The sequence below is a fragment of the Botrimarina hoheduenensis genome, assembly GCF_007859815.1.
Classification (GTDB): domain Bacteria; phylum Planctomycetota; class Planctomycetia; order Pirellulales; family Lacipirellulaceae; genus Botrimarina; species Botrimarina hoheduenensis.
Genome location: NZ_SJPH01000001.1, coordinates 640,464 through 666,585, shown reverse-complemented (window position 1 = coordinate 666,585; position 26,122 = coordinate 640,464). Strand labels below are relative to the sequence as shown.

The following is a 26,122-nucleotide window of genomic DNA, read 5'->3' as shown; positions in this document are numbered from 1 at the left end:
GCACGAGCCCACACCACGGACGACCCGCGGCAACGTCTCCTGCTAATAACGTGGTTCTTACTCGCAAGACTGCCGACGGCACTCGCCTTAGCCCCCCCGCTGCCCTGTCATGATCGTGCCGCTCGGCATCGCCGCGATTGCGTTCGCGCTGCTCGCCCTGGCGGTTGCGAGCCGGGCTTCGCTCGTGAAGCTGGTCGTCTCGGTCGTGCTGGTTGGTTATGTGCTGGGCTACGATCTCTGGCACGCTGACTTCGGCCCGATGCCCTTGACCCTCGATCGCTTGATGCTGATCGGCGTAGGCATCCTTTTCACCTGGCGGCTCGTTACCCGCCAGACACCACTCACCCAGCCGACCGCGGTCGATTGGGCGCTGGGGCTCACGCTCGGCTGGCTCACGCTGAGCTGGCTCACGAGCGGCGAGCCGATCGTGCCGCCGGAAACCTCTTCGCTGTTCCGACTGCTGGTGAGCTTCTGGTTTCCTGCGTTTTTATACGGTGTGGCGCGTCACGCCTCGATCGACGGTCCCGCTGCCCGCTGGATGATGACCGCCCTGGCTTCGCTCGGGATCTACTTGGCGTTCACCGCCTTGTGCGAAACCGCCGGGGTGTGGTCGCTGGTTTTCCCCAAGTACATCGCCAACCCCGAACTCGGGTTGCACTTCGGCCGAGCCCGTGGACCCGGTCTCAACTCCGTAAGCCTCGGAGTCTATCTGGGCGTGTGCGCATGCGCCGCATGGCTGCTGATCCCGCAAGCAAGTCGGGGGATGAAGCTGTTCTGGTTCGCCGCGGTAGCGGCGATGTGCCTCGGCGTGCTGCTCACCTACACGCGTTCGACCTGGATCGGACTCGCGGCTGCCATCTACCTGGTGGTTGGTTTGCAGCTGCCCCAACGGATCCGCAAGCCGACGATGATCGGCGTCGCCATCGCCGGTATCGCGCTGCTTGCCATCGGCAAGGACGCGATCGTCGGGCTGGAGCGCGAGGACTCGGGCAACGTCTCGGCTCACTCCGTACAACAACGCGCCGCGTTTGCGTACGTGTCAGCCCGCATGTTTGCCGACTATCCGTTGTTCGGCGTGGGCTTCGGCCGTTTCTATGATCAGAAGCTGCCCTACCTGACAGATCGGCGCCAATCGTTCGAGCTCGAATCGCTTCGCCCCCTGCACCACCACAACACCTTTCTTGGCCTGCTGACCGAAACCGGCATGCTCGGCCTTGCCGCCTACTGTGCGGTGTTGATGGGCCTGGGCCGCGCCGCTTGGCGGCTGGCAAACTGCCCGACCGTCGATCCGGACTGCCGCCGGTTGGGCCTGCTGCTGCTGGGCGTGCTGGCGGTCTACCTTCCCTCGGCCTTGTTCCACGACTTGACCTTGGTCCATAGCGACCAGTGGCTCTTGATGCTCGTCGGCGGGGCGGGAGTGGGCTGCCTCGTGAATCACACGGCTCCGCGCCGCCTGACCGATTCAAGCCCCGCCCGCTTGCAGCCCTCCCTCTCAAGTTGCGCCGGCACCGCTAGTGCCTAGTTTGATAATCCGTCCTCACCCTTAAACACGATCAGGCATGCCGCTCTCACTGCTCACTCTGCCCTCGGAGATGGATCCGCTCGCTCTAGAGCCAGCGGTCGCGATCGCGCCGCAACCGATTGACTCGGCAGAATTGATCTCATCGGCCGCCGAGGCTCCCGCCGAGCGCGTTCGCCTGTTCGGCATGGCGATCCATCAGCTGACGCTGGGTGCCGCGGCAGAGCAGCTACTCGATTGGTGCCGAACCGACCAAACGTCGTGCCGCTACGTCGTAACGCCCAATGTCGATCACGTGGTGATGCACCACCATCGAGCCGATTTAAGAGGGGCCTACGAAAAGGCAGCGCTGGTGGTTGCCGATGGTGCGCCGCTGATCGCGGCCTCGCGTCTGCTGGGCAAGCCGTTGCCAGAACGGGTCGCGGGCAGCGATCTGGTGCCCCATCTGTTTAGCGCAGCGCAACAACGCGGGGGGCAACCGTTAAGGTTGTTCCTGCTTGGTGCTGGGCCGGGAGTCGCCGAACGCGCCGCGGCAAACGTTCATGAGCGCTGGCCGCTGGTGAAGTGCGTGGGGACCTACTGCCCTCCGCTGGGTTTCGAGCATGACGAGGCCGAGAATCAGCGGATCCTGGCCGCCATCGCCGCCGCCCGGCCCGACGTGCTCGTGATCGGCTTGGGGGCCCCCAAGCAAGAGCTGTGGGTGAGCCGCTTTCACGAGCAGATCGCGGCCCGCGTGGCGCTCTGCGCCGGCGCAACGATCGATTTTCTGGCGGGAGAGAAGAAGCGTTCACCCCGATGGATGCAGCGGATGGGCCTCGAGTGGGCCCACCGGTTGCTGAGCGAGCCGCGCCGCCTCGCCGGCCGCTACTCCCGCGACGCCTGGATTTTCCCGCAACTGGTATGGCGCGAGCTGCGTCGCACCCCGCACGAGGCCCCCTCGCGACCATGACCCCGGCCGCTTATCGTCGGCCTCATGCATGAGAGGACGACACTGCTAGTGACGATCGACGGGCTGCGAGCCGCGGCGCTAGGAGCCTACGGGCAAACTAGTTACGAAACGCCGTTCTTTGACCGCCTCGCCACCTGCGGGCGAACCTACGACTGGTGCTACGCCGAAACGCCGCATTCCCAAACGCTGCTGAACCGGGTTGCCGCCGCAACGCTCCGCCGCGGTAGCGCCAGTGTGGTCGCCGTGACGGACGATCCGGCGCTGGCAGGCAGTACCGATTGGCAAGCGTTCGAGAATCGCCACCACTGCGCCACGATGCGCCCCTCCCGGGTTGCCAACGAAATCGGCCAAACGGCTCTAGCGGCAACCCTTGCCGACACCGCCGATTTTTTGGGCGAGGTCCGTTCAACGAACCTTTCTGCTTCGCTGATCTGGCTCCACCTGCTCGGCGGCTACGGTCCGTGGGACGCCCCGCCGGCGCTCTTCGCAGGGATGATTGACGGCGACGATCCCGAATTCGCGTGCGAGCCGATACCACCGGCGACGAGCTTTGCCGACTGGCAATCTCCCGCGGCGTGTGAAGCCCGCTTCGCCGCAAGTTGCCGCTACGCGGCTGAAGTGCAGAGTTTGGATGCTTGTCTCGACGCTTTTCTGGAAGCGATCACGCCACTGTACAACGACGCGCTGGACCTGATTGTGGCCGGCCTGCGCGGATTTCCGCTCGGTGAGCACGGCTCGGTCGGCGGTGTCGATCCACGACTTTACTCGGAACAGCAACAGACGCCGCTGATCGTGGTCCGCGCTGACGACCACGCTGCCAGCTACACACGCTCTGCGCAGCCCGTCGGAGTCACGGACACGATCGCGTCACTGCTAGCAGTGACGCGACCCCTACCCTCCCCGCCCGACGAGGGCTTGGTCTTAGAATCGCCCGGTGTCGCACGGGGCATGCGCACGAGGGATTGGTACCTTCGCACCGAGGCCACGCTAGCAACGGAGGCCGAGCCAACCGAATTATCGGATGTCGAAGAGCAACCCCTTGCCGAGCTGTACCTTAAGCCAGACGATCGCTGGGAGCACAACAACATCGCCAAGCTCCGCCCCGACGAAACCGCCGAGCTGCTAGCACGGCTGCCGTCTTAAGGCACCGCGTTCTGTTAGACCGGCGTAGGCATCGGATCGCCAGATAGCTACTGTGCCGGGCAGCGTCTGCCGCCAGGATGCGCGGCAACGCTCGTGATTTCTTTCCCGCTCGCCTGACCGGACACGGAAGTCCGATGCGTCTGGCTACTGCCACGACACGTTTTTGCGCACAACAGCTCCCGATTGGGCTGCTGCTGATCGCGTTTGCCTGCTCCGCCAGCGCTGAGAGCGCCACGCCCCCGCTCCGTTTGCGGATGTCGTTCGCCTCGGCCGAGCCCCAGCTATGGAGCGGAGCGATCAGCACCAGCCCCGGCCAGATCGCGAACGAGCAACCGCTCTCCACCGATCCGCTGCACGTGGGTTCGCTGTGGATCGAGAAAGGCGTGCTTCAGATGGCCTATCGCCACCCGGCACGGCGTGGTGTGGTCGATTTTGACGCCGCTGCCCCACGCGATGGCGTCGTTAGGCTGTCGCTCAATACCGGACCCACGGTCCGCGAAACCGAGTTCTCCCTGGCCGAACTCGCCCGTGGCAAACCGCTGCAAAGGCAGATAGACGGTACCTCGGTAACGATCCAGCGAGCACCAAGCGATCGGCTGCGGATCGAATGGCCCTCTGCGACGCGCTTTTTCGCGCCGCTCGAGACTTGCGAGTACCGCGTCAGCGTTGATCCCCCCTCGCAGACGAAACCAACTCCTCTTGAGCTCACGGCGGTGCTCCGCCGACTGGACGAAGAAGAGCCCGTTTGGCGCAGCGATCCAATCCGCTTCGAGCCCCGCATCAATCAACCCACAACGCACGCGATCAAAGCGGTCCTCCCGCGTGAGGAAGGCATTTACGAGTTTCATCTGCAGGTGCAAAAACCCGCGGGTTTCAGCCGGCGATTCTTTCCACACGGCGATCCGCCTCCGCTCGTCGAGCGGCGATTCCAGGTCTTGGTCTTCGACCGAGATCACCCGCCTACCGCACCGCCCTCCGACCTGACCGCCTGGCGGGTGGTGCAAGACGTCGATTTCGCCGAGGGACGCTTGCGCGACCGGCTTCCCGACTGGGCCGCTTGGCGTCGATCGGGCTGGACCGGGCAAGAGGCCGCGCCGACCGATGCTTTACCGCCTGCCGAGGCTGGATTCGAGCTGCCAGCCGCCACGGAACCGGGCGTCGCCACTTGGCGGGGCGTCCCCCTAGCGCTTCCCACCAATAACCTGCCCTGCCTGGTCGAGGTAACGCTTCCCGCAGGGTCCGAGCAACTTGTGGGCCTGTGCTTTGTCGAACCCGATTCCGGCGGTACCAACACGCTATCGGGCAGGCCGGTTGTGGCGGCTCCCACAAGCTGGACCACCGGCGAGGCCGGCGTGTGCATCGCCCGCTGGCTCTCATGGCCCCGCACGCGCGAGCCGTTGCTCGTTGTGAGCAACCCCAGCGTTGAGCAGGGCGCTCGGATTCTCGCGATCCGGGTGCGCCAGCCCCCCGAGCCCGACAAGCGCTCCACGGCACAAGACCTTGCCAACAGCAATGATAAGCACCGTCAGGTGCTACTCGACCTCCGATCGAACGACTTGCTGGCTGACTTCGGTGTGCCATTGGCACGCGATGAACCCAGCGGCGTGACCTACGCTGACCTGCGTTCGGCATGGACCGCGGCTCGGCGGATCGCGGATCTCGTCGAGTTCCAGGGGGCCACGGGTGCCGTCGTAGCGATCAACCCGCGCGGGGCACCGATCTACACGAGCGACGTTCTCGGGCTGACACCAACCCATGACCGGGAAGTATGGTTCGACGGGGCTGCGGACCTACCGCGCCAGCCCTTTCTGCCGCTCTTGCTCGGCGAATTTGAGCGACGTGGTCTGCTGCTGACTCCGGCCCTGAACCTGGCGGGTCCGCTGCCGCGCCTGGAGCGCATGGCGTTGCACGATCCTGAGAGTGTGCTCGTCCAGCCCACAGGTACCGACCCCACGCTGTACCACCCGCTTTCACCGATTGTGGCAGACGAAGCCGCAGCGGCACTGCAAGAATTGCTGGATCGTCATCGCGATTCGGCAGCGCTGGGCGGCGTAGCGCTGACGCTCGACGAGCGTTCGCCGCTTTTGCTGAACGACGGGGACCGCACCGGCATCGATCGAGCTTGCGTGGACCGGTTCTTAGCTTCGATCGGTGCCCGCTGGCCCGCGAACGAGCCGCGTTCACGCGAATCGCATGCCGCTATCCTCCGCGAAAAAGAGGGCCAACGCTGGAACCTCTGGCAGCACCAACAGCTTGCCACACTGCACGCTCGGCTCGACGCGATTGCCGCCGGTCAGGCGGATACCGATCGATCCGTACCGCTGATTCGGCTCGTCGATCGGGTAGCGCTGGCGGCAGCCTCGGTCAGTCCCCTCGTCGAGCCGACAGGAGAATCCGTCAGCTCGCTCCCGTCGCTTACCGGCCTGGGCCTCGACGCGAGCGCTGCCATTCCCAACATCGCGCGGCTGATTGGCATCGCGCCGCCTCGCCCGCTGCGCCTGCTAGCGGAGACAATCGCCCTGCGACAGTTCAGCGACGGGCTGGCCTCCAATAGTTCAGCAGCTTCGCTAGTCAGCCCAACGCTCAGCTACCGAATCGCGGGGGTTGGATCCTCGAACGCGGTCGGTGCCGCAGGCGTTGAACTGACCGTGTCCGCACCGGTTGAGACGGCCGGCAGCAATGCGGTTGGGCTGTCGTCAACGCTCGCAGGCGGACTGCCACGCATCTTGATTGAGGCGGGGCCCGCCGCCAACGGCTGGGCGGACGAGGCCGCTACGAGGACCCGGCGACTCGTGGCATCCATGCCGCTCTCGACCGCTGATTCCCCCCCCGCGACCGTAGTCGAAGACAGCGTCGCGGTAATTGTTTGCCCTGAGCCCGCCGGAGCGATGGTTGTCGCAATCAATCGGGGTCCCTGGCCGCAAAGGGCGCGGCTCTCGATCAATGCGGCAACAAGGTGCCGGGTGAGCCCCTGGTCGGCGGGAAGTGCTATCGCCGCGGATCGAGCCGGTGATGAATGGTGCCGACCCGGCGGGCATGTTCTCGACATCCAACTCGACCCGCACAGCAGCGCCGCCTGGAGCTTCTCATCGAAAAACGTTTCGCTGACGGGGCTCCGCCTTGAAACCGCTCCCGAAGCAGCCGCCGCGCTGCGTCAGACACTCGATCAACTCAACAACCGCGATCGCTCGGCAAGACGCCCCTACCCGCGACTCGCGAATGCCTCATTTGAAACGCTGGACGCTAACGGCAATTTGATCGGCTGGGCGAACGAGAGCGGGAGCCTCGTCTGGCCATCGACGCGGCCTTCGGCGGCCTACGACGGCTCGTCCGTGTTGCGACTGACCGCGAATTCTAACGATTCTTCAGCAGCGAGCGACTGGTACCCGGCTCCCGCGACGGGCCAGTTTGCCCTGGTTTTGCAGGCTCGCGGCGAAGGGCTCGAGGAATCGGCAACCATGCGGATTGATTTCCAACTGCGCGACGGTGCCACCACCACCCGCACCCTCCAGGGCACCGATCTGTATGATCAGTGGCGCGAGGTGGTGTTTGCGGTAGATGATCTGCCGCTGGATGAGCGGCCGATGCGCGTTCGCTTCTCGCTGCTTGCCGAACAGGGCATGGTCGAGATCGATTCGCTCGAAGCGGAAGACCTCATGCTGCCGCTGGATTACTATGCTGAGGAAACGCGTGGTCAAAAGTTTGCGCTGGTGCGCATGACCCACGCCGCGGAAGCGGCTCTCGCCGAAGGACGGCTGGACGACTGCCGACGGTTGCTGGACGGTTATTGGCCGCGTTTTGTGCTGCAGAACTTCCCGGCGTCGGCCAAGCCGGCCGAGTCTCTCGCTGCACCAAAGACTCCCGCTGATCCCGTTGAAAAAGAGGCCGCCGAGGCAGCCCCGTCCGTCGCCGAACGGGTGCGCGAATACTTGCCCCGGTGGTGGCGTTGAGAGCGCGCGGCAAGTGTTTACGGTGCGCGATTTAGCTCGCAATTCCCTTGATCGTCTCCCCGGCTGTGAGCTTTCCCTTTGACGCTCGGCTCGGTCATCTCATCTGCTACGGACCTCGACCCACCGCCGCGGCAGCTCGTTTTGGCATGGGCAGCAACGCTGGCCGCGCTGATCGCGGTGACTTATCCCCTGTGGGTCCCCGGTCGTGAAGTGCCCACGGTGGTCCCGCATGTCGCGCTGGTGGGAGCCACCGCAGCGGCCAGTTTTGCCGGGCTGTTGCTGATCGCCTGGGGGGGGATCGGGTCGCTGCTCTCCAGCCGACGCAGCCGTGGGAAGATCGCCGCCGTGCTCACGGGGCTTTGCCTCTTCGCCGCGGTGGATGAACTCCGCTGGCAGGCGTGGGCCTATCACGCGCTGGTTGTCGGCACGTTCCTCTGGCTCGCAACGCCAAGTACCGCCCTGCAACTGACGCGCTGGCTGGCGGTTGGAATCTATGGCTACTCGGCCATCGCCAAGCTTGATGTCGTGTTTGCCGACACCCTCGGCCAACAGATGCTCATCGCGCTGGGCGATCCCGTCGGGATCCCCATTGAATCGCTGAGCGTTACCGCGCGGCGGGCCGCCGCGCTAGCGCTGCCGGTGGCAGAACTCGCCATCGCGGGAGCGCTGGGCGCAGCGATCCGCTGGCCCCGACTGCGGCCTTACGGCATAGCGTTTACCGTGCTCCAACACGCGCTGACGATCGGCTTGCTGGGTCCCTGGGCCCTCGACCACGGCTGGGGCGTGCTGATCTGGAACGTAGGCTTTGCCACCCAGACAGCGGTCGCGTTTTTGACGATCGACCGACCCGCTAATCACTCTGCTAGTCTCTCGACTACCACCAGGCGTTTTACACCAGACGGGGTGGCAACCGCTTTGTGCGGATTGGTGCTCATCACCCCGTTGGCCTACGCCGCGGGATACGGAGACGCATGGCTCAACGCCGCGTTCTACGCTCCGCGCGGCGAACGGGCGACGGTATTCGTGCAACGCGACGCCGTTGAGCGCTTGCCGCAGACGTTGCGGCAGTACGTCGATAACAACGACGAGCCTTGGCAGCGGTTGCGACTGTCCGACTGGGTGCTGAGCGATACCGAGGCCCCCCTGCCCCCTCAAAATCGGCACGACGCAGCGCTGGCGATCGCCATCGGCCAACGCTTTGCCCTGAGCGAACGCCTGCGGGTGGTTGCCGAAGGGCCGGCGAACCGACTCACGGGAGGACGGGCCTCGACGACTTTAACGGGAGAAGAGGCGATCCGTCCCGCCGCGTGCGGACGCACGGCAGTTTGGCCGTGATCAGCCCACCGCGGCCTCGGTGGAAAGCGGGTTGGGCTCATCGATCGGCGGGAGTACGCCCGGCAGATCGTCGGCGTACCAGCGCTCGAGCACCTGTCGCCAAGCCCCCGGGGCTTTCACCGCGCAAAAGTCGGCCCGCACCTGCTGCTGCTCGGGGTGGAGCTTCGAGTACTTGATCGCAAATTTTCTCATATCGGGCAGGCAGCGGTGCTCACCATAAAGAAGCTCCGCCAGCCGATAATGCTCGGCGATCACCGTGCGCTGCTCGTGTAGCGAGGGGGGCAGTGGCAACGGCCGCCCTGCCGCGAGCGCGTTGGCTTGCTCAAAGATCCACGGATTGCCGATCGCCCCGCGCGCGATCGTCACGCCATCGACCCCGGTGTAGTCCATCATATCAAGGCATGCTTGTGCGCTGAACAGGTCGCCGCTGCCCAGCACGACACGATCGCCCGCATGGGCTTTCAGCTCGCGTAAAAAGTCCCACCGCGAAGGGCCATCATACCGCTGGTGGACGGTACGGCCGTGCACCGTGACGGCCGCCACGCCGATCTCAAACGCGTGGTCAAAGATGCGGTAAAAGTTATCGCGACTGGCGGGAGTGTCATCGATCCCGCGGCGCATCTTCACCGTCACGGGCTTTTCGGCCGGCACGGCATCGCGGACGCGCTGGACGATCTCGATCGCCACATCGGGTTGGCTCAGGTGATACCCGCCCCGGCAGCGGCCGAGCACCTTCTTCACGGGACAACCAAAGTTGATGTCGATGACGTCGAATCCCGCGTCCGAAAGCACTTGCGCTGCCGGGCCAAACTGCTCGGGCTCAGCGCCCATCAGCTGCCCGCCGACCGGAGCCTCTTCGGGACCGATGTGCAGGAGATGACGCGTGCGTTGGCGCGGTTTGTAGGCCACCAAGAACTGGTCGAGCATGACCTCGCACAGCGTGTACGACGCCCCGAACCGGCGGGCGAGAGTCCGCATCGGTGAGTCGCTGTAGCCCGACAAAGCCGCCTGGACAAAGGGCGCACCGATCCGCAACGGCCCGATCCACAACTCGCGCGCAGCGGCTCGAGCGGATCCGATCGACAGCGTGCTGCTGGAAGCTTGGTTCACGTTTCGTTTCGGCAGAAAGCGGGCGGCGCAGGCTAAGCGGCGGGGAATTCAAGGGCGACAACGATTTCGTCGTGTACCAGCGGATCGGATTCGTCTGCCGCCCGCTCTATTAGAACGGCTCGCGCGGGTTTGGCGAATGCCGCCGCCCCAGCCGCGTATCTGCCCAAAGCCCAAGCGCAGGCGGCCCGAACGAGCGGCTCGTGATCGGCAACGCCGCGTTGCAGGGCGGCGAAGCCCGCGTCGGGGAGGGTGTTACCCAGCACAATCGCCGCGTTGCGGAGCAGCCCGCGGCGCTTTGCGCGCCACAGCGGTGTTTGCCGATAACGCTGGCGAAAAGCGGCTTCATCCAGTGCGAACAGAGCCACCAAGTCGGTCGGATTGGCTCCCTCACGCGGCGTGAAGCCCGACTCTTTGCTGGGTTGTGCGCGTCGGTTCCAGGGGCAAACCTCCTGGCACACGTCGCAGCCGAACAGCCAATCGCCGATCCCGGCCCGCAACGATCGGGGGGCCAAGTCCGGAGCCTCGATCGTCAGGTAGCTGATGCAGCGCGTAGCGTCGAGCACCCGTGGCCCGACGAATGCCTGCGTGGGGCAGGCGTCCAGGCACGCGGTGCACGTACCGCAATGATCGACCTGCAACGGGGCATCCGTCGGCAGCTCGGCCGACGTAACAATCGCCGCCAGAAAGAAATAACTGCCGGCAGCGCGTGACAACAGCAGCGTGTTCTTGCCGATCCAACCGAGCCCGCCCAACTGAGCAAAGTCGCGCTCCATCAGCGGTGCCGTATCGACCACACAGCGAGTTGTCGCGCCGGGGCACAGCTCTTTCAGCCGGTCGGCCAAGGCATGCAGCCGCGGCCTGAGCAGGTCGTGGTAGTCCGCTTCGCCCCAGGCGTAGCGAGAAATCCGTCCGGGTGCCTCGCCGCCGTTTTGGGGCTCGTCGGTTAGGTAGTCGAGCGTCAGCACCAGGAGGCTGCGGGCGCCGTCTAGGAGACGGTCCGGGTGCGAATAGGCCGCGCGACGTTTGGCGAGGTAGTCCATCTGACCGGCGTAGCCCGCGGCCAGCCAATCGTCAAAAGCGCCCAAACCGGGAGGCGCAACCGCCGGAGCCACGCCCATTCGGCTGAATCCGAGCGTGCCGGCGAACCCTGCCAGTTTTTCTCTAACCTGTTGGCTCAACAAGTTTTCCGTGGACTGAAGCGGTGCTGCGGGCGGGCCGGGCAAATCTGCTTGTGTTCGGGTCGGGTCGGATTAGCGTGGAAAAGATAGTGTGATCCACAGCGCCAGAGCTCGCGCGGAGAAAACCGCGCCCCCGAGGCTTCCCCGCTACGCCTACGAGAACCGCAACGATGAAGACGATCAACATGGCAAAGGTCGGCCTCGCCGCAGCGATGACGCTGGCCGTGACCGCTCCCGCGAGCGCTTTCCCCGGCGGCTGCGATTACTGGGGCATCGGTGGGCTGTATCGCTCGCTCGATTATCCCACGGATCGCCGCGTGCCCTACTTCGCGGCTCATCCGCCCGTGTATTACAGCCACCCGGTACCGCGGACCTACGGTTATAGCCCGTTCGCTTACGGGCCCGACGTGCGGACGCCCGATTACGCCGTGCCGCAGCCGGTCGAGATCGTCAATCCTTTCGTGCCTAGCGCCGCGCGTAGCACCGACTCCGCAAACGTAAAACAATCGGCACCGGTTGCCCGGGATCAGACCATCTCGACCAAAATCGCTAAGCCGGCACCCAAGCCCCTCATGATCATCAACCCGTTTGTGACCGATACGGACACGGCCGAAGCCTACCACTGAGCAAGCTCCCGGGCTGTGGCTTGGGGGGGTACTGGTGGAGCTTCAGCCGCTTGCACTAGCTTAAAGAACGCCGTTGCCGGGAGTCGGCCACGGCGTTTTTTTTGGCCACGTGCCTTATTTTTCGTACGAAATCAGGGGGCTGCTGTGGATCGTCAGACGCTGTTCACCAAGATCGCCGCGCGTGAAATTCCGGCCGACATCGTCTACGAAGACGACCGATTCCTGGCGTTTCGCGACATCGCCCCCCAAGCACCGACCCACGTGCTCGTGATTCCGAAGAAGCCGATCGAGTCGCTCGAAACCCTCGACGATGCCGATGCCAAGCTCGTCGGCGAGCTGTTCGTGGTGGTGCGCGATCTGGCCCGCCAGCTGGGGCTGGGCAACGGTTATCGGGTCGTCGTCAACTGCGGCGAAGAAGGCGGGCAGACCGTCGACCACCTGCACTTTCATCTGCTCGGCGGCAAGCCGCTGAAGTGGCCCCCGGGGTGAATTAAGCCTCGCAGCGGCTGGCGGCCACTAGCGCCAGTGCTCAGGCGTGATTTCGAGCGTGCCGAAGCTAACGGGGAGCTGGACCGCCTCGGCCAGGCGGTCGAGGTACTCGGATCGGCGAATTTCGACCGCCCCCATCCGCGCGGTGTGCGGTGTCGATTGCTGAACATCGAGCAGCCGATAGCCCCGCTGTCCAAGGTGCGCAACCAGCGTTGCGAGCGCGACCTTCGAGGCGTCGTTCGATCGATGGAACATCGACTCGCCCGCAAACAGACCTCCGATCGCCACGCCATAGATCCCACCGACCAGCCGATCGTCGTCCCATGTTTCGACGCTGTGTGCGCTGCCCAGACGGTGCAGCTCCTGATACGCGGCCCGCATCGCGGGAGTGATCCAGGTGCCTCCGGCCCGGCCCGGCCCCTCGGCACAGCCCCGCATGACGCCCGCAAAGTCTTGGTTCGCCGTAACCCGATACCGGCCGCTACGAAGCGATCGCCCGAGTCTCCGTGAGATGTAGAGCCCGTCTAACGGCAAGATCGCCCGCGGATCGAGCGACCACCACAGCAGGGGTTCTTCATCGGACGAGGGCCAAGGAAAGATGCCGTGCGCGTAGGCGTCGAGCAGCCAGTCGGGATCGAGCTCGCCCCCGACGCCAACAAATCCGTCCTCGCCCGCCTCGCGCGGGTCGGGAAAGTAGCGTGATTCCTGCGGTCTGCGGGCTCGGCTGGCCATGCGGTTAGCCTAGCGCGCCGAGCCCGACGGGTCACCACGGCATTTTTATTTCTTCGAGCAGCTCTTCCCAACGCAGATCCTTCGGACGCCGGGATTCGGGCCAGTCAGTGAACGATGCTCGGCACATAAAGCGGGGCTTCAGCCACTGAGCGCTTGCGCTCGTCCGCACGAACGGTCGGGTTGTTTCGGCCCCCTTGAAACGCGCGAGGATCTCGTCGATCTGATCGGTTTCGAGCTTGGGCCGCACGTCGCCTACGTAGCGCAGCCTGCCGTTCGACTCGCTCGCGAGTAAAACGGAATCGATCCGGCCGGACTTGGTCAGCCGGTAGCCAATAATGAGGCAATCAAACTGTGTGCGGGGCTTTTCGTCCGCGGCCTGGTCGGTGTCGAGTACGTCGCCGGCACCTTGCGAGGCAAAGTCGTTGACCGCCTCCTCCATCGACTTCTCTTCGCCGCGCATCTTCGAGGCCTGGTCGGCGATCGCGCCCACGAGGTTTTGCTTGGGGCGTTCCTTGAATCCCCAATCGAGCAACCGCTCGTAGGGGATGCCGCCGATGATGAGCATCGCACCGAGCACTGCCGCCAATCCGCAGCCCGTCAGGTGCACCACGCTGATCCGGTAAGGTAATCCGCTCAGCACCTTCTTCCAAGCGCGCAACGGCTTGACGATCAGGTCCTTGACCCCCATGTCGGCGTCTTCGGAAGAGCAGAGCAAAAACGCCGTCAAATGGCCGATCACCGCTAGGCAGTAACCCAGCCCGAGCTGCGCGACGGAATAAGTTGTGCGCCAGGCGGGGGCGGCCGCATCGAGCACCAAGCGGGCAACGACGCTTGCCACGAGCACGCCGCCGATTGTGGCGATCAACGCCCATCCCCAAGCGGGGATCACCGTTCGCCAGACTTCCAGGTGCTTGTGAAGCTCGCTCTTCGCGGATCCCGATGCAGGGTCCGTCGCGCTGCTCTCCTCCGAGCCCTGGAGGCGTTCGAACTCTTTGTCGATTTCCACAAAGATCTTCAGCACCGGGTACCAACCGCACGATTGGCACGCCGCGGCGGTGCAAACCGCATCGCATTTTTCGCAACGCGGGCGCTTGTCTTCCGCGACGGTTTCGGGGCAATCGGCGACCAATTCGGTCTCGGGCAGTGTAGAAATCGACACGGCAGCGGCTCGCGGTAGTGGCAATTCGGTGCGGGAGGGGGCTGCTAGGCGGACCTAGCGCAGACAAACCTAGCTCACCCCCAAGGCGGTGCCGGCACGCTAGATTCCGGTTCTGCGGCCTTTGCGGATAAACCGGATCAGAATTGCTCCGGTATCTGCGGCGCGAACTTGTGCCCTGTCACCAAGCGTATCGGTATACTGAGATCACCCCGGTTCGGGTGCGGGACGCCGCCGCCCTGTCGGTTTTTAGCCAAGCGATCGGCAAGAGGCACCCAGCAGATGACCCTCAAGAGTGATGGATCGTCCGAGATCGGCAGCCCTGAAGGGGACCTGGATCTCTCGAGCTCGAGCCCCACGGGGGCGGCTCCCTCAATAGGCAATCCGGCGACAGGCAATCCGGCGACAGGCAATCCGGCGACAGGCGGCCCGGCGGTCCGGACTTTCGACAAGCCCAATCTCCAGCTGCGTGACCCCGATCCTTATGCCTTCGCCAATCGTATCCGCAGGCTGACGATCATCGCGTGCGTAATGGCGTGCCTCGCCATCGCCCCGTTCTTGTCGCAAACCCTGTCGTACCAAATTGCCCGTGGCCAGTTGCTCGCCAAGTTCGATGTCGCGGACCAACGCTTTGTCGATGCGGCACCCGCCGTCCAGGCGATGGAGTCGTTTCAGCAGGTCTCCCAACTGGTTTGCATGAAAGTCGGCCCGAGCGTGGTCAGCGTCTATCCTCGCAACGCGCGGGCCGGCAGACGCGGCTTACAAGGCCAGGGGAGCGGATTCATTGTTGACTCGGCAGGATACGTGATCACCAACTTCCACGTGGTACAGAACGCGACGCAGCTAACGGTGCAGTTCGCCAATGGCGAGACCTCCGACGCCGCGATCATCGGGGCCGATCCCGAGACCGACCTCGCCCTGCTGCAAGTGGACAGCGTCGATCTACCCGCGATCAGCTGGGGCAAGAGCGAAGAGCTTGAGCAGGGAGACGTGGTCTGGGCGGTTGGCAGCCCCTTCGGCCTGCAGAGCAGCGCGACCTTTGGCGTGGTGAGCGCCAAGTCGCGCCGCGCGGGGAGCGGTGCCACCGACAGCCTCTACCAAGAGTTTCTCCAAACCGACGCCGCCGTGAACCCGGGCAACAGCGGCGGACCGCTCGTGAACCTCTCCGGCCAAGTTGTGGGCGTGAACACCGCCATCATGGGCGACAGCTATCGGGGGGTAAGCTTCGCGATCCCCAGCGATCTCGCCAAGGAAAAGTACGAGGTGCTCCGTGAGCGGCGATTCATCGAGCGCGGATTCCTCGGCATCGAGCCGCGGCTGCCCGAAGAAGCCTTGCGGAGGCGTTACGGCTTGGAGGTGGGTGAAGGGGTCTGGGTCTTTGCCTGCACGGACGACTCGCCCGCGACTTACGCCGGCATGCAAAGCGGCGACGTGATCCTCAAGTGGAACGACCAACAAGCCACGGACCCGACCCTGCTGAGCCGCACGATCGCTGCCACGCCCATCGGTTCTACTGCCAAAGTTGTGATCCGCCGCCTTGAGAACGGCAAACCGATTGACAAGACGATCGATGTGCGGGTGGGCCGCAAGGCGATCGCCGAGCCCCGCGCGCCGCGCTAAGCGGGCCGACACTTCCCCCCTCTCAAGATCCTGATTCGCGACGGAACGCCACGTGGACGACAACAAAGACATCGTTCGCCAAGCGACCGATATCGTCGATCTCGCCGGCTCGTATCTGTCGTTGCGTCGTCAGGGACGTGGCTACGTCGCGCTGTGCCCTTGGCACGACGATTCGCGGCCTAGCCTGCAGATCAACCCCGAACGCCAATCGTTCAAGTGCTGGGTCTGCGACATCGGCGGAGATGTCTTCAGTTTTGTCATGAAGATGGATGGGTTAGAGTTCCGCGAGGCGATGGAGATGCTCGCTGATCGGGCGGGAATTAGTCTGGCTCCTAATCCCAACGCCCCCCGCATCGAACCCGGCTCGCCCGGTGACAAGAAAACGCTTTACGCGGCGATGGCATGGGCGGTCGCCGCGTACCACCGGTGTTTGCAAGTGAGCCCGGCCGCCGCGCCGGCACGACGGTACCTAGCCGATCGCTCGATCACGGACGAGAGCGTCGAGCGGTTCGGCATCGGATTCGCGCCGACCGATTGGGATTGGCTGCTGCGTCAAGCGGAGGGGGCCGGTTTTTCTCCGGCGGTGCTCGAACGCGTTAACCTGATCGCGCCCCGCAAGAGCGGTCCGGGCCACTACGACCAATTTCGCGGTCGGCTGCTGTTTCCGATCCGCGATGTTCGGTCGCGGCCGGTGGCGATCGGCGGACGGGTGCTGCCCGAGTTAGTGGCTGCCGAACAGCGGCCCGATTACAAACCCGCCAAGTACGTCAACTCTGCCGAGACGCCGATCTACTCGAAGAGTCACGAGCTCTACGCGCTCGACCTGGCGCGCGATCGGGCCCAGCAACGCGATCAGCTAATCGTTGTCGAGGGCTATACCGACGTGATCGCGGCCCATCAGGCCGGCGTCACGAACGTGGTGGCCGCATGCGGGACCGCGGTGGGAGAGGGCCATCTGAAGCTGATCCGCCGCTACACGGACCGCGTGGTGCTGGTTCTCGACGGCGACGAGGCCGGTCGGCGGCGTGCTAGCGAGCTTTTAGAGCTATTTATTGCGAGTCCCATCGATCTGAAGATTCTGACCTTGCCTAACGGACTCGATCCGTGTGATTTTATATCGTCGCATGGAAGTGACGAGTTCGTGGCGCTGGTTGATACGGCGCCCGACGCCCTTGAACACAAACTGATGAGCGTTTCGGAACGGATGCCGACCGCCGTTGAAAACACGCATGACGCCGCCAGCGCGGTCGAGGAAGTCCTCGGCACGCTTGCCAAGACGCGTGTCGCGGTGGGCGAGGCGAACTCGTCCATGGTGCTGCGTGAACAGAGCGTTCTGGGGCGGCTGTCGCGTCGGTTTCGGCTGCCCGAAGAGGGCCTTCGGCAGCGGCTCAACGACCTCCGCAAAGGTTCGCCCGCCGTTGCGCCGAAGGCCTCGCCCGCTGGCGATATGCCGGCGCTTCCCCCCGCCAAGACGCTCTCCGCCTGGGAACGCGAAGCGATCGAGCTGCTGCTTGTCAGCTCCGAGATCGCGTTGGAACTCACTGCCACGCTGGACGAAGCCGACTTTTTATCCGCCGCGGGACGAGCGGTCTTCGTTCTGTGCCGCGAGCAGGCCGAGCAGGGCGATGCCTCGTTCGAGCGGCTGATGCTGGCGGCGGCGAGCGAGCGGATGAAGGGGCTGCTCGTCGAGCTAGACGAGCGCGGCCGCGACCGCGCAACGAGCGACGTCCGTCGCCGAATCAACGATCTGCTATCGGCCCGTCGCCGGCGTCACGAGGACGCCCGCCACGGGGAACAACTCGCCGCCCTCGAACAAGGAAACCTCGCTGAGACGGCGGCGGACGAAGCGGTGATCGCTTTGTTCGCCGACCGTAAACGGCGCGAGACCGGTCCCTTATCCACGGACGGATAGGAAGTCTCGCTGTCGAAGGGGCCACGCCGCGTCACGACGCCCGCACGTCGCGACGCACCGCCGGTCCCGCCCAACGTCCCCCCACCCGCACGCATGACGCGTGCTTGGAGACGACCCATGCCTTCGCTTGCTATCGCCGAAGAGAATTCCAGCCTCAAGCTGTTTAGCCCCGAAGCCCCGGCCCAGCCGGACACCACGAACAGCTCCGCCGCGGCACCCGAGCGGATGACCGTTGCGAACCCAACGGCCCACGACGACGATCCTCCGCGTGGCATCCCCGGCGGCGTGGACACTGCTCTCCGCCGCATCGCCGCGCTGGCACGCCAACAGGGATTTTTGACCTACGATCAGGTCTACGACTACCTGCCCGACGAAACGTTCGGCACGGAGCGGATCGACGCCCTGATGCGCGCGGTTGAAGGGCTCGGCGTGCCGTTGATCAACGACCCGAACAAGCGTTCGCCCGTCGAACCGATCTCGGCCGATGCCGACATGTCGCCGCTGCTGCGGGACGGCATGCCGACCTCATCCAGCGATCCGATCCGGATGTATCTCTCGCAGATGGCAGAGATCCCGCTGCTGACGCGTGAGGAAGAGATCAACCTGGCTAAGAAGATCGAACTGACACGCAAGCGGTTCCGCCGCAACCTGCTCCGCTCGTTCTACGCGCTTGAGGCGACCGTCAAAACATTGGAGCGGGTCCACTCGGGCGAGCTCCCCTTTGATCGCACGATCAAGGTTTCGCTGACCGAACGCCTGACCAAGGCACACGTGTCGGCCCGGATGCCGCACAATCTGAAAACGCTGCGTCACCTGATGGAGCAGCAACGCTCTGACTACGCGAAGCTGGTGGATCGTCGCGAAGCGAGCGAAGAAAAAGCCGATGCCCGCACGCGTTACCTGCGGCGGCGTGAAAAGATGCTGACCCTGGTCGAAGAGCTGAGTCTGCGGATGCGGCGTGTGAGCCCGCTCGCCAAGGAACTCGGCGAGTACGCCGACCGGATCGACGAGGTCCGTGCCGAGCTGACCGACCTGAAGCAGAGCGACGCTCCGACGGACAAGATTCACTCGGTCCGCGAAGAGCTCAAGCAGCTCACACGACGCGTTCTGGAGAGTCCCTCGAGTCTGCGTCGGCGGGCGGATGAAGTGCAGCGGCAGTACCGCGAGTTCGAGAATGTCAAGCGCGAGCTCTCGAGCGGCAATCTGCGGCTCGTGGTCTCGATCGCGAAGAAGTATCGCAACCGGGGATTGTCGTTCTTGGACCTGATCCAAGAGGGCAACACGGGCTTGATGCGAGCGGTGGACAAGTACGAGTATCGCCGAGGGTTTAAGTTCAGCACTTACGCAACGTGGTGGATCCGGCAGGCGATCACCCGTGCGATCGCCGATCAGGCCCGCACGATCCGCATCCCGGTGCACATGATCGATGTGCTCACCAAGCTGCGGAACACCTCCAAGGCGCTCCAGCAAGAGCTTGGACGTGAGCCGACGACGGAAGAGATCTCGCTAGCAGCGGACGTGCCGCTAGACGAAACCGAGCGCGTGCTCGATATCGGTCGCCATCCGGTGAGCCTGGATCGTCCGGTCGGCGATAGCGACGATTGCTCGTTTGGCGAGTTTGTCGAAGACCAATCGACCGACAGCCCGCACAAGCTGGCTAACAACGGCCTGCTCCGCGAGCGCATCGAGGAGCTGCTTAACACGCTTACTTTCCGCGAGCGCGAGATCATTCGGCTTCGCTACGGCTTAGCCGACGGCTACAGCTACACGCTCGAAGAAGTGGGGCGGATCTTCAAGGTGACCCGCGAGCGGGTTCGCCAGATCGAGGCCAAAGCGGTCGCCAAGCTGCAGCACCCGGTCCGCAGCCAGATGCTGTCCAGCTTTGTGCCCACGCTGGAAGAGATGGCGGAATGCGGCATGCTGCCCCCCGAAGCGGCGACGAAAGGCGAAGAGCCGCTGACGCTGCCCCTTGCGGACCTCGGTGAGAACGAGGTGGAAGAGTATCGCCTGCGGGCCGCTTAATGCGGTTTGTCGCCGAGGGTTGTCAAATCAATTTCCTATCGCAGGGCCGCGCGAAACAAGGTTGTTTCGTGCGGCCTTTGCGTTGCTATGCCGGTGGATATTCTCGGCGGCTGGGCAGTGATAGGCCGATCATCGCGGCAGGCCCGGGGGTTGGCAGCGGGGGCGGGGACAACGATAACCCTTAGACATTCCCCCTAAATCGCTTGTCTGTCCGCCCGGCCCCTGATGTCGACTGTTTCCGCCGCCACGCTCCGTGCGCTGCACCGGCTGCACAGCCAGCTCTCAGACCTGCGTGAGCAGATCGATCGGGCTCCGCGTCAGCTTACGGCGCGTCAGGCTGCTGTGACCGCTCTAGAAGCTGACCTAGCTGCCGCCACGCAAGCGGTTACCGATGCCCGGCGAGCCGCCGACAACAAGCAGCTCGATGTGAAGTCGCACGAGGCTAAGCTCTCGAACTGGCGAACCCAGCTCAACTCGGCGAGCAGCAACAAAGAGTACGACACGCTCAAAGAGCAAATCGCAGCCGTCCAGATGGCGGCGAGCGTCTTAGAAGACGAAACCCTCGACCTGCTGGAACGGATCGATGGTCTGATCGGCGAGGCCACCCGGGCAAAATCGCATCTGGAAAAAGGCCGGAACGACTTTTTAGCTTTTCAGAAGCAGCTAGAAGAACGCGTAGCGTCCGCTCGTGCGGACGCTACGCGTCTCGAAGCCGATCTTGTGGCAACCGAAAAAGACTTGTCGGGCGACTTTGTGTCCGACTACCGTCGGCTTGTGCAGGGCAAAGGGGCCGAGGCGCTCGCACCCTGCGAAGACGGCGTCTGCCAGGGCTGCGGCCATTCGATCACGGCCAACATGCACAGCGAGCTCCTCATGAGCAAACCGACTTTCTGTAAGTCGTGTGGCGTGCTGCTGTACGTGCCAGAGTGACCTGCCAGAATGCCGCGGCAGAATTCCCGCACCGTGGGCTAAGCTAAGCCCCAGGCTTTTGCCCCTCCACGGTGAGCCGATTGGCTGTGTGGAAAGGGACACTGGTGGCCAGGGGCCTGATCCACGGTCTTGCAGTGGCCTGCCGTAGTCCGGGCGGTTCAGGTCCTCTCTTTACGCAACCCGCGCAAAGTGCAAAATAGTGTGCATAAGCAGGGTCCCCCGCGGGGCCCTGCTGCTTTTGCTTTTGCTCCCTGGCAAGATCGTTGTCCGCTCAGGCAGCGCTTACGACCCTCCACGCCCTCTCCTGCGGTCTTCTACACCGGCTTTCGCTATGTCCGACATTCTCCCCATGACGCGCACTGGCTATGACAAGCTGCGTGCCGAGCTTGACGAACTCGAGAACGTCAAGATGCCGGAAGTCACCGCACGGCTAGCGGAGGCCCGCGCCGAAGGAGACCTGAAAGAGAACGCCGAGTATCACGGGGCGCGTGAAAGCCAGGGCATGCTTCAGGCCAAGATCAACCTGCTCAAAGACAAGCTTGGCCGGGCCAGCATCGTGGACATGTCCAAGCTGCCAAAGGACGAAGTCGTGTTCGGCTGCCGCGTCAAAGTGAAGGACCTCGACTTCGGTGACACCGAAGAATTCATCCTGGTCGGAGCCGGAGAAGAAGACTTTGACGAGGGCAAGATCAACGTCACGAGCCCCCTCGCTCAAGGCCTGGTCGGCAAGAAGGTTGGCGACAAGGCAGAGATCCAGGTTCCCGCGGGGGTCAATCGGTTCGAGATCCTCGAGATCGTTTTCGACGAGTAGCCGCTAGGGCCGGCGGATCAAGCTCCGGCGATCACCGGCGCTAGTTTTTTCTCGCCCGCCGACCGCTCATCGACAAACCGCTCACGATGATGATCGTGAATCGCGACGAGTTCATCGAAGCGGGCTAGGAAGCAAGCAACCACCTCGGGATCGAACTGTGTCCCCGATCCCGCCACAACGCTCGCTCGTGCCTCGATCGGTGCGAAGGCCTCTTTGTAGACACGCTTGCTGATCAGGGCATCGAAGACGTCCGCCACGGCAACGATCCGTGCCGAAAGCGGGATCCGTTCTCCCTCCAACCGGTCGGGGTAGCCCTTACCATCGAAGCGCTCGTGATGGCTACGGGCGACCTCTTCGGCCATGGTCAAGTACTGAGGTGGTTCCTCAAAACGGTTGATAGCGCGGGCCAGCATCTGCGCGCCAATCACCGTATGGGTCTCCATGACCGCCCGCTCTTCAGGATTGAATCTTCCCGGCTTCAGCAGAACGCTATCGGGGATACCAACCTTGCCGACATCGTGCAACACGCTCGCACGACGCAACGAATCGCGAAACACCGTATCGACAATCAAGGCATGGTGCGGGGTCGCGATTTGCAACTCGTCGGCGAGCACGTCGCAGTAAAGCTGGATGCGGCGGATATGAGCGGCTGTTTCGGTGTCGCGGCACTCAGCCAAGTCCACCAGCATCTTTACTGATTCCTCGTGAGCACGCTCGATTCTTGTTTCGAGGGCACCGGCTTTCGCTTCCGAGACTTCGATCAGTTCCTCGATGGTTTCGCGAAGGACGCCGAATTCGCTGAAGTCGTCGGTGTCGGAACCGTTGCGGGTGCCACCACCGATGCGGCACGTGGCAGCACCGCGGGCCCGGGTAACCAGGTCCCAGAACTCTGAGCGAGCACCGTGCTCAGCAATATTGAGACCCTGGATCTCGGCGTGCGCCGGCACGCGCAGCGGGCGCCAAGCACGCCAGGCCGCGGTCGCCGCGGACATCGTACAGAAGCTGAAAGCAAACACCGAAAGAACCCCCAGCGATTGCACGCCGAGTTGCTCCCAACGGGTCATCGTGAGCGCATCGGCCGGAACCAGCAGGCACAGGCCGAGGGTTCCCCACACGCCCGCTACGCCGTGCGCTGCGACCGCATCCAGCGGATCGTCGATCCGCATGCGTTCCAGTGCGTAGGCGGCGATGATCGCAAGCGCGGCCCCCACGATTCCGATAACACACGCGGCACGCGGTTCGAGCAAGTGGCAGCTTGCGGTTACCGCAACCAGTGAACCGACCGTGGCGGTCATAATCTCACGAACACGGAAGACGCGTCCCGAAAGCGTCTGCCAAAGAACCACGACTCCGCCACCCGCAACCGGTGCCAGCAGCGTGTTGATCACGATCTTGGGGATCAGCTCAGGGGTTAAGAAGGCGTTGCCCGCGTTGAAGCCGAACCATCCGAACCAGAGCACGAGTACACCCAGGGCCGAAAAGATCAGATTGCCGCCCGTGGTGCTTTCGACTCCGCCCGCTTCGTACCGACCGCGACGCGGTCCCAGTTGCAGCAGAACGGCCAGCGCGCACCAAGCGCCCAGGCCGTGAATAATGGTCGATCCGGAGTAGTCAATGAAGCCGATCCGCCCGAGCCAGCCGGCAGGGCCGCTGGCGTCGCCCGCCCAGGCCCAATGGGCAGCTACGGGGTAGATCACCGCGGCCAGCACCATGGTAAGAACCAGGTAAGCCCGGGTCTGGATGCGTTCGGTAACGGCCCCCGAAACGATTGTCGCGGCCGCGCCACAAAAAGCGAGCTGGTAGAAAACAAACGACAGGCCTCCGGGGCCGTCCCAATCGTTGGGCATCAGCACGGGCTCGCCAAAGAGCCCTCCGCACGTCGCTCCGTAAGCGATTCCCAGCCCAAAGCCCCAGAAGATACCTACCGAGACAAACAGGTCGAGCAGGTTCTTAACGGCGACGTGGATCGCGTTCTTGGAACGCACCACGCCCGCTTCTAAGGCGCAGAAGCCTGCCTGCATCACAAAAACGAGCAGCGAAGCGCCGAACAGGATCGCTTCAGGAAAGCCAAAAGCTGCAGGCATGGTCGATATCGAGTTGCAACGCATTCGGGAGAAAATCTTGATCAACCGAACGCAAACGAGTCACGGGCGCGTGTTGATACGTAAAAATACGCTGCCTTACGGGAACGCGCTCGCAAAAACGAGCAAAGCGGCCATGCGGTAGACCGCCAACAATCCCCATGATCGACACAGCCCAACCTAACCGGATCGCTGCGAAGCAACTCATCTCACCAAAGCGCACGTGAGCAAGCGGGCGTGCTATTCGTAAAGCAGCCGAACATCGGTCACCGTCATGCCGGCCGCTAGCGCGGCCGCGATTCCGGCATCGGCGTCTTCAAAGGCATGGCACGCTGTGGGTTCGATCCCCAGCTGCTCCGCCGCCTGCAAGAAAAGATCGGGCGCAGGCTTCGGAGCGATCGCGTCATCCGACGTTAGCACAACCGAGAACCAGCTCTCGATGCCCAACGCCCGGAGCGAGCCGCCGACGCTCATGCGGCATCCGCCGGACACGACCGCCATGGGCAACCGACCGAGTTGCTCACGCGCGGTGGCAACCACGGGCTCGATCGGCAATGCCTCGGCGATCCGCTCGAGGTAGAGGCTCTCTTTCTCGTGCTGAAATGCGGCGGATTCGATCGCAACGGCACCGGCCGCAAGCGGCACAAGATCACGGTTAATAATGTCGATAATTACGCGTGTCGGTTTTCCGGCATGGGTATCGACAAACCCCTCGGGCAGGATCACGCCGTGCCGCGCCAGGCACTCGGCCCAGAGCCGCTTGTGCAGAGGCATCGAATCGATCAGCGTGCCGTCGCAATCAAAGACGAGCCCACGTGTGCCTGGGGGAAGTGCGATCATCGAGCGTTGTTAAGGAGGGCAGCTGGTTGCCGATCGATCCGTGCGATGCACGGCCCTACCAGCTTAGCCAATCCAACGCGATTGACCGAGGTCCCCTCCGCCGAGCTGCCACCAGGAGCAAAGCCCCAGAGAGGACGAAAATAAAAAACGGAACCGTTGGCAAGCCAACGGTTCCGTCGCCCCCCTTATCGCTTTCGCGTCAGACTGCTCGCCGCGATCCGCAATGAATAGCCCGCGTGCGGTCCTATGCCGAGATGGTCAACGCCTGAAGCTCTTCGGCCGTTCTGCCGAGTCCGGCCATCGTGGCCGACTGCTCTTCGATTGCCGCGGCCACGGTGTTGGTGTTGGAGCTCACTTCAGAAACACTGCCGGTGATCTGCTCGGTTGAGGTCACAACAATGGCGATGCTCTGCTGGATTTCGCGAACGCTGATCTCGATATTCTCGGTCGCCTTGGCGGTGGCATTCGCCAGTTCTTTCACCTCGCTCGCGACCACAGCAAAGCTGCGGCCCGACTCACCCGCCCGTGCCGCCTCGATCGTGGCATTCAGGGCAAGCAGATTGGTCTGATCGGCTAGCTCTTGGATGACCGACACGACCTCGCCGATGCGGCGGCTGGCCTGGTCGAGCCCCTGTACCTCTTTGCCGGTCGACTCCGCCATGCTCTTTGCCTCGTGGGCAAGCGTCGCGGTACGGCTGACATTCTTGGCGATTTCCTCGATCGTGCTAACCATTTCGGTCACGCTCGAAGCAACCGTTTGGCCCACTGCGGCTGCCTGTTGGTTGGTCTCGATCTGGGCCGTGATATCGGAGGCGTACTTGATAACCTTGATCACGTTGCCGTTGGGTCCGACGATCGGATTGTAAGAGGCCTGGATCCAGATCGAACGCCCTCCCTTGCCAAAGCGTTGATACTGACCGGATTGATACAGGCCAGAGGCCAACCGTTTCCAGAAGTCGCGGTACTCATCCGAGTCGGTATAGGCGCTGTCGCAGAACAGGCGGTGATGCTTGCCGCGGATCTCTTCAATTCCGTAGCCAACCGCCGACAAGAAGTTGGGGTTGGCGGTCAAGATCGTGCCGTCCGGCAGGAACTCGATCACCGCCTGCGACTTGCTGATCGCTTCAACAACTTGCCGCTGCCAGTCAGCCGACTGATTCTTGCGAGCCGTGATGTCGGCTGCAAACTTCACCACCCGCACGGGCTTGCCGTTGTCGTCATAAACGGGATTGTAAGAGGCCAGGATCCAGATCTCGTCACCGTTCTTGGTGATGCGGCGGTACTCTCCCGAATCGAACTGCCCGGCACCCAGATCACGCCAGAAGTTGGCGTAAGAAGGCAGAGCCGCTTCGGCGGGATCAACAAAGATCCGATGATGACGGCCCTGAATCTCATCGAGCGTGTAGCCCACAGCGTTCAGAAAGTTGTCGTTGGCGGTGATGATCGTGCCATCGAGCTCAAACTCGATCACCGCCTGGGAGCGGCTGATCGCGTTGAGACGACCGCGCAGCAGGGCGATCTCAGCGGCTTGGGATTCGCACTGAATCTCAGCGGTGGACTGCTTGGCAGTGGGTTTGCGGTAGAGCGTCGAAAGCGTTGTGGTGAGTGTCATCGCGTTGCGTTGGGGACGAGGGCTAGCTGGCTGTAATCGGGAGATCGGTCCGGGGCATGCGGCCTGCCGTCGCGACGTTCCAACACGATGGAACCGTCCAAAACGGT

At 63.7% G+C, this 26,122-nt stretch carries 19 protein-coding genes; 12 read left to right on the top strand and 7 right to left on the bottom strand.

Annotated elements, in window-relative coordinates; all coding sequences use genetic code 11:
- Nucleotides 1-109 precede the first annotated feature (109 nt).
- The 5 genes from Pla111_RS02555 (at nucleotide 110) to Pla111_RS02535 (ending at nucleotide 8,896) form a co-directional block, all read left to right on the top strand.
- Complete coding sequence (locus tag Pla111_RS02555) at nucleotides 110-1,522, top strand: O-antigen ligase family protein (protein ID WP_146571045.1); 1,413 nt, start codon at nucleotides 110-112, stop codon at nucleotides 1,520-1,522.
- Between the two features lie 37 nt (nucleotides 1,523-1,559).
- Nucleotides 1,560-2,468, top strand: coding sequence for a WecB/TagA/CpsF family glycosyltransferase (locus Pla111_RS02550; protein WP_231930595.1), 909 nt, complete (start codon nucleotides 1,560-1,562; stop codon nucleotides 2,466-2,468).
- A 24-nt stretch (nucleotides 2,469-2,492) separates the two neighbouring features.
- The gene (locus Pla111_RS02545; protein ID WP_146571043.1) at nucleotides 2,493-3,611 is read left to right on the top strand and encodes a hypothetical protein; all 1,119 of its coding nucleotides are present in this window, start codon (nucleotides 2,493-2,495) and stop codon (nucleotides 3,609-3,611) included.
- Between the two features lie 134 nt (nucleotides 3,612-3,745).
- Entirely contained in the window at nucleotides 3,746-7,561 is a 3,816-nt protein-coding gene (locus tag Pla111_RS02540) for a hypothetical protein (RefSeq protein ID WP_146571041.1), read from the top strand.
- A gap of 78 nt (nucleotides 7,562-7,639) precedes the next feature.
- Nucleotides 7,640-8,896: a hypothetical protein gene (locus Pla111_RS02535; RefSeq protein ID WP_146571039.1), complete on the top strand. Its 1,257-nt coding sequence runs from the start codon at nucleotides 7,640-7,642 to the stop codon at nucleotides 8,894-8,896.
- On the opposite strand, the gene Pla111_RS02530 is transcribed toward Pla111_RS02535, so the two are convergent.
- The gene (locus Pla111_RS02530) at nucleotides 8,897-10,006 is read right to left on the bottom strand and encodes a tRNA dihydrouridine synthase (RefSeq protein ID WP_231930593.1); all 1,110 of its coding nucleotides are present in this window, start codon (nucleotides 10,004-10,006) and stop codon (nucleotides 8,897-8,899) included.
- 32 nt (nucleotides 10,007-10,038) lie between these two features.
- On the bottom strand, nucleotides 10,039-11,184 hold the full coding sequence (gene queG, locus Pla111_RS02525; RefSeq protein WP_231930591.1) for a tRNA epoxyqueuosine(34) reductase QueG: 1,146 nt from the start codon (nucleotides 11,182-11,184) through the stop codon (nucleotides 10,039-10,041).
- A gap of 170 nt (nucleotides 11,185-11,354) precedes the next feature.
- Between queG and Pla111_RS02520 the strand changes: the two genes are divergently transcribed.
- Both Pla111_RS02520 and Pla111_RS02515 read left to right on the top strand, forming a co-directional pair.
- A complete protein-coding gene (locus Pla111_RS02520; RefSeq protein ID WP_146571037.1) occupies nucleotides 11,355-11,810 on the top strand; it encodes a hypothetical protein in 456 nt (151 codons plus the stop codon).
- A 144-nt stretch (nucleotides 11,811-11,954) separates the two neighbouring features.
- Entirely contained in the window at nucleotides 11,955-12,299 is a 345-nt protein-coding gene (locus Pla111_RS02515) for a histidine triad nucleotide-binding protein (protein WP_146571035.1), read from the top strand.
- Between the two features lie 27 nt (nucleotides 12,300-12,326).
- Here Pla111_RS02515 and aat read toward each other — a convergent pair whose 3' ends face one another.
- Entirely contained in the window at nucleotides 12,327-13,031 is a 705-nt protein-coding gene (aat, locus tag Pla111_RS02510; protein ID WP_146571033.1) for a leucyl/phenylalanyl-tRNA--protein transferase, read from the bottom strand.
- A 31-nt stretch (nucleotides 13,032-13,062) separates the two neighbouring features.
- The gene (locus tag Pla111_RS02505; RefSeq protein WP_146571031.1) at nucleotides 13,063-14,190 is read right to left on the bottom strand and encodes an ATP dependent DNA ligase; all 1,128 of its coding nucleotides are present in this window, start codon (nucleotides 14,188-14,190) and stop codon (nucleotides 13,063-13,065) included.
- A gap of 279 nt (nucleotides 14,191-14,469) precedes the next feature.
- Here Pla111_RS02505 and Pla111_RS02500 point away from each other — a divergent pair, with 279 nt between their 5' ends.
- The 5 genes from Pla111_RS02500 to greA all read left to right on the top strand — a co-directional run bounded on the left by Pla111_RS02500 (nucleotide 14,470) and on the right by greA (nucleotide 21,482).
- A complete protein-coding gene (locus Pla111_RS02500) occupies nucleotides 14,470-15,807 on the top strand; it encodes a S1C family serine protease (protein WP_146571029.1) in 1,338 nt (445 codons plus the stop codon).
- A gap of 52 nt (nucleotides 15,808-15,859) precedes the next feature.
- Entirely contained in the window at nucleotides 15,860-17,719 is a 1,860-nt protein-coding gene (gene dnaG, locus Pla111_RS02495) for a DNA primase (RefSeq protein ID WP_146571027.1), read from the top strand.
- 225 nt (nucleotides 17,720-17,944) lie between these two features.
- Entirely contained in the window at nucleotides 17,945-19,741 is a 1,797-nt protein-coding gene (locus Pla111_RS02490) for a sigma-70 family RNA polymerase sigma factor (protein WP_146571562.1), read from the top strand.
- Between the two features lie 225 nt (nucleotides 19,742-19,966).
- On the top strand, nucleotides 19,967-20,671 hold the full coding sequence (locus Pla111_RS02485; protein WP_146571025.1) for a zinc ribbon domain-containing protein: 705 nt from the start codon (nucleotides 19,967-19,969) through the stop codon (nucleotides 20,669-20,671).
- A gap of 331 nt (nucleotides 20,672-21,002) precedes the next feature.
- On the top strand, nucleotides 21,003-21,482 hold the full coding sequence (greA, locus tag Pla111_RS02480; RefSeq protein ID WP_146571023.1) for a transcription elongation factor GreA: 480 nt from the start codon (nucleotides 21,003-21,005) through the stop codon (nucleotides 21,480-21,482).
- 17 nt (nucleotides 21,483-21,499) lie between these two features.
- Here the strand turns inward: greA and Pla111_RS02475 are convergent, their stop codons facing one another.
- The 3 genes from Pla111_RS02475 to Pla111_RS02465 form a co-directional block, all read right to left on the bottom strand.
- Nucleotides 21,500-23,566, bottom strand: a complete 2,067-nt coding sequence (locus Pla111_RS02475; protein WP_197524685.1) for an HD domain-containing phosphohydrolase — start codon at nucleotides 23,564-23,566, stop codon at nucleotides 21,500-21,502.
- Nucleotides 23,567-23,803: 237 nt separating this feature from the next.
- Nucleotides 23,804-24,403: an HAD family hydrolase gene (locus Pla111_RS02470; protein ID WP_146571019.1), complete on the bottom strand. Its 600-nt coding sequence runs from the start codon at nucleotides 24,401-24,403 to the stop codon at nucleotides 23,804-23,806.
- 244 nt (nucleotides 24,404-24,647) lie between these two features.
- Entirely contained in the window at nucleotides 24,648-26,015 is a 1,368-nt protein-coding gene (locus Pla111_RS02465) for a methyl-accepting chemotaxis protein (protein WP_197524684.1), read from the bottom strand.
- Nucleotides 26,016-26,122: the final 107 nt, after the last annotated feature.